This window comes from Candidatus Nitrosotalea sp. FS (assembly GCF_011319475.1).
Classification (GTDB): domain Archaea; phylum Thermoproteota; class Nitrososphaeria; order Nitrososphaerales; family Nitrosopumilaceae; genus Nitrosotalea.
The window spans coordinates 1-5000 of sequence record NZ_RCMC01000312.1; the positions used below are offsets into that span (position 1 = coordinate 1).

Sequence of the window (5000 nt, forward strand, 5' to 3'; positions counted from 1 at the left end):
TCAGGGCCTGCATAGTTTGTTGCTGTATCACAAGAGTTTATTCCACTTAATGCATCAGTACCTGTCCACGAAATTACAACTGGATGATTATACCAGCCATTGTGATCAGGCAATCTCGATGAGGCTCCTGATACCGTTGGCGGAGTCTTGTCTATGTTTATTCCAGAAACAGTAAAGTTTGNTGAGGGGGTTCCGGATACAGTTGGAGGAGTCTTGTCTATGTTTATCCCAGAAACAGTAAAGTTTGCGATGTTTCCAGCATTGTCAATTGCAGTTCCCGTAACATTTTGGTTTTTACCTTCTGTTGATATCACAACATTGGGTGTGATTGTTGAAACTCCCGATGTTGCATCATTTGCAGTAAAGTTAACTGCAACGTTATTGCGATACCAACCATTCGTATTTGGTGCGGTGGTTGGAGCACCAGTGATTATGGGTTTTGTTGCATCATAATGTATTGTAACATTCCCAGCTCCAATATTTCCTGCATTATCGGTACAATGACCTGTCTCGTTTATGCCCGATGTGTCAGGTCCAGAGTATATTGTAGGGACATCACATGACTTGATGCCGCTCTCAGTATCTGTTCCAGACCATGTTATAGTAACAGTAGAGTTGTTCCATCCTTTTGCGTTTGGTGCTGGAGCGATACTACCTGTCACAGTTGGAGGAGTAGTGTCTGATGGAGTTGAAACTGAACATTGCTGATTTGTAGCTTCGTTCCAGCAAAATGATATTGTTTGTCCCACAGAACCGTCTGGCTTTTGTGTAGTAACATCAGCCTGAATTTTTTGAAAGTTTACTCCGATGCTTTCAGTTGGTGTATCTCCGCCACTTGAGACAGAATAGCTGGAAAATAAAACATCGGATAGAGTATAATGAGCATAAACAAATTGTTCCTTGCTAAAAGCAGATGGTTTTGTTAGGAATATGTCTATTTTTGATATCACAGGATTGAGGAGAAGCGCTTTAACAATTCCAGGTGAAGATTTATCCATGGTTTTTGTAATTATTAGGTCTGAGATAGCTGGTGCAGAAGCTTGCTGTTCCGTACTTCCAGATGGTAAGGTTATTGTTCTAGCATTAGAAAATTGGAAGCTGTTCAGCTCTATATCATTTGTAAATCCTTGAGTGGTTGAGCTTCCAGGTATTGATGGTATTTTAAGAAACACAGAAGCATGCGCATCATATGTGGTAAATGATACTATCAATCCAAGCGCTGCAATTAACAAGATGTTTCTAATAGCGATCATGATACCATGCGACCAAAACTACATCACTCGAAGATTGAAAAAACGACATATCAACTTCGTAAATAGAAGTTACACTATTTTACCTAGTGCAAGGTCATATGTAGTTTGAATGGGTGTACCCGGAGAGCCGTCTGGATTAGTTGGCGTAAACTTGAAAGTGATTTTGGTAAATGACAGAGAAAGTGATTCTGTTGGATTATCCCCACCGCTTGAAACACTATAGCCTGATATCAAAACATTATCCAAAGTGTACTCTGCATATCTTATAGGACCAATGCCTGTATCCTTGACAAAGGTTATTGTGACTGGACTTACGGCTTCACCCACCAAAGAGCTTTGAAGCAATAGTGGAGATGCCTTGTCCATTAATTTTGTAATTGTGATTTCACCGACATGTGGTGCGCCAGCTTCTCTTATACCACCAGATGGTGATGAAATTGCTCGTTCTACACCCCATTGAAAGCTATCTACTTGAATTTGATTTTCAAAGCCTTTAGCCACGGTATCTCCAGAAATACCTGGAAAATTCATGTATATTGGATCACTTGCTGCAAACGAATTGGAACTTCCTATAGCAAGTATGCCTAAGGCAACCACTGCGATTGTAACTTGCCAATATTTCATCTTTCATTAGTACTGCTAAATCATAGATAAACATTTAGCTGATTTTGATAACGGACATTACACCAAGTGTTTTCATTTTGATGGTATTTTTACAGGTCCTGTAAGACTCGTATACATTAAAGTCCAAATGCTTTTGAGTTCGAATTGTCTTAAAATACAATGTCATTTTCCGTAAAAGTTTGCTAGCTAGAACTTTTTCATGTTAAGATTTGGGATTTAGGTTTCCGTCTAGTGTGTTATTATTTTCTCAGACGAGCAAGATATAGATCTCTTTTGAGCCTATTTGTTTCAACTATTGCCTCAAAATCATGAGACGATACTTTTGTTATTTCATTTAACATGTTATCATTTTCAATGAATTGAATATTTAAAATCCATCTGCCAAAGTTGGAAATAACTTTTTTCCAATTTTGGAAATCAGATAAATNTCACTCAAAGTATTATTTTTTGGCGTTGCCATTACTGCAGTTATGATATTTGCACTGGTTGGAATCCCTCATCCAGATATCATGAAGCCTTCTCCACCAGTTCAACCAAATCAAGGATCTGGCCAATATTTGCCATATATGACAATGCAGACATGTCAAGCAATCAACGATACACTACCTGATCCAAAATGCACGCCAGGTGCAATTGATCCTGCTGTAACACAGGATAACATTGATTCTACCATCTGCGTCTCAGGATATACAAAAACAGTAAGACCTCCCGTCTCTGTTACAGAGCCACAAAAACTAGAGAGCATGAAGGCTTATGGGTTTACCGATTCCCCAAGCAACTATGAATTTGATCACTTGATTCCCCTTGAGCTTGGTGGTGCCCCAGATGATATGAAAAACCTCTGGCCAGAGCCACATTCAAGTTCATCTACCAAGGATAGTCTTGAGAATTATCTGCACGATCAGGTATGCTCAGGTAATATAGATCTCAAGACAGCACAACATGAGATTGCCACTAATTGGTTCAATTATTGGATGAGAATAAAAAATTAGTGTCCCATAAGACAAGATTTACCGGTATTGATGTTATAGAATATTTGTAGCATATCTTGATATGCATCAAAGTCAAAACAAGACTAGGAACATATTCAAGTGGTAACAAACTATTGTTGCCACTTTTTTTATCTTATCCTGCTAGTATCCGTTAAGGTATCTTTATTCTAGTGGTGATTTCTCAGTTTTTATCATTATTTGCTTTGTCATCATCTTGCTCATTATCTGGAACAAAGAACAGACCTTTTGGACTGACAAAGCTGTTGCCAAGTGGAGTTACTTTACCAGTAGACAAATCAAGAGTTCCAACCATAGGATTTCCATTGTCTTTTGGTTCACCTACAAATACTGTTCCTGTAGGCCATCCAGTTGTGTCAAGGACTAGAATCTTACTAGCTGCTGCATCGATTACATACAGAGTTCCACGATTTGATGTAGCAACTGCAATACCGTCAAGCGGTGGAACTTTGCCTAGCTTGTTGTCATTCACATTGAGCACCGTAAGTGATGGAGTATGAGCAAAGTCCTTGGCAAAAACTATCTGGCCATCGGCTTGACCTATTGTTGCAAGTTCACCAGCAAAACGAGGACTCGTGTTTGGCATGATAAAGTTCGTATCTGGATCAGTAAGACCCAAGGTTACGCTATGACCACTCACTGCATCGATTGCTGTGCTGTTGTCAAAGAAGACTGGCGTCAGGTTTGCTGTAAGAGTCGAGGTATCAAAACTAGCTTGATAGTTAGTTGGCTGGGTAACATCGTTAGGGTTTGAGTGGGCCAAGTAGATGTGACCGTTATGTACTGCAATGCTGTCTGTTCCACCGTTACCTGATACTGCTGGATCAGGAGAAAAAGTGTAAGTTGCAATAGCACCAATTGCTGGATAAATTATATTGATTGCAGAATTGCTATCTTCGTTATCTGTAGCGACAAGTGTACCTTTACTTGGGTCAGCAGTAAGACCATCTACCTTGCCTGTCACATGAATAATTCGTACAAGTACACCAGTTGTTGGGTCATACCCTGCAATGGTGCTCTGGGTTGGACCGCCTGAAGTACCAGGGGTACCATCTGGGTTTATCCCATTCTGAAAGTTTGTCCAAATAAGCGCCTTTCCTCCATCTACTCCATCAATAGCTAGTCGTGTGATGTCATCAGGTCCTTTGGGCCTGCAGGCGGNAGTTAAATTAGCTGTAAGAGTTGATGTATCAAAACTGACTTGGTATTCGGTTGGTTGTGTAACATCGTTAGGGTTTGAGTGGGCCAAGTAGATGTGACCGTTATGTACTGCAATGCTGTCTGTTCCACCGTTACCTGATACTGCTGGATCAGGAGAGTATGTGTAGGTTGCAACAGCGCCAATTGCTGGATAAATGATACTGATACCAGAATTGGAATCTTCATTATCTGTAGCGATAAGTGTACCCTTGCTTGGGTCAGCTGTTAATCCGTCGACCTTGCCTGTAACATGAATACTTCGTACAAGTGCACCAGTTGTTGGGTCAAACCCTGCAATGGTGCTCTGAGTTGGACCGCCTGCAGTGCCAGGGGTGCCGTCTGGATTTATTCCGTTCTGAAAGTTTGTCCAAATGAGCGCCTTTCCACCATCAACTCCATCTATAGCTAATCTTGTAATGTCATCAGGTCCTTTAGTGCCTGTAGGTGGTGATGATACCAGTGTTGTGCTTGGTAAAGTAGTAGGTCCGCTAGAAGCAAAAGAGGTTTCGATGTTGGGTAATACCAAGAGACCTACTGAGGAAACAATGAGAATGACAAGTAGAGATGTATGTGTAAAAAATTTTCCGCGACATAAAGAATTCACGAAATTAAATTATGATTAGCCGAATTTGTCTCTATCCTATATAGATAACATCTTGAACATAATACTTCATATCAATATTAGAAATTAACAATTATTCTGTAATCATAAAAAGGAAGATCAAACCCTAAAACAGTTCTTCATCTGTGATCTGTTTGTAAAGTTCTCGGATGGTTTGGATTTTAGTATCTGCTTCTCTGAGGGATATGTTATAGAAATCAAATGGAAAAGTAGGATTACTTCTGTAAATTTCCATTAATTGTGTTTGTTTATCTTGAAGATCCTTTGCCATCTTCATGCAGTTTACATGTA

The 5000-nt window shown here is 39.9% G+C and carries 2 protein-coding genes and 1 pseudogene; all 3 read right to left on the minus strand.

What is annotated here, in order from left to right; all coding sequences use genetic code 11:
* Positions 1-182: 182 nt before the first annotated feature.
* Positions 183-1253 (minus strand): annotated as a pseudogene (locus DYY66_RS16795) (Hcp family type VI secretion system effector); the annotation flags it as partial.
* 69 nt (positions 1254-1322) lie between these two features.
* Complete coding sequence (locus DYY66_RS12695) at positions 1323-1877, minus strand: type VI secretion system tube protein Hcp (protein WP_166290110.1); 555 nt, start codon at positions 1875-1877, stop codon at positions 1323-1325.
* 2938 nt (positions 1878-4815) lie between these two features.
* The coding region (locus tag DYY66_RS13405) for a hypothetical protein (RefSeq protein ID WP_218583751.1) at positions 4816-5000 on the minus strand (185 nt) is incomplete at its 5' end.

What these genes read in the sequence shown, in the direction of transcription:
- DYY66_RS12695 (WP_166290110.1), bottom strand. Translation starts at nt 1,877, where the DNA reads ATGAAATATTGGCAAGTTACAATCGCAGTGGTTGCCTTAGGCATACTT.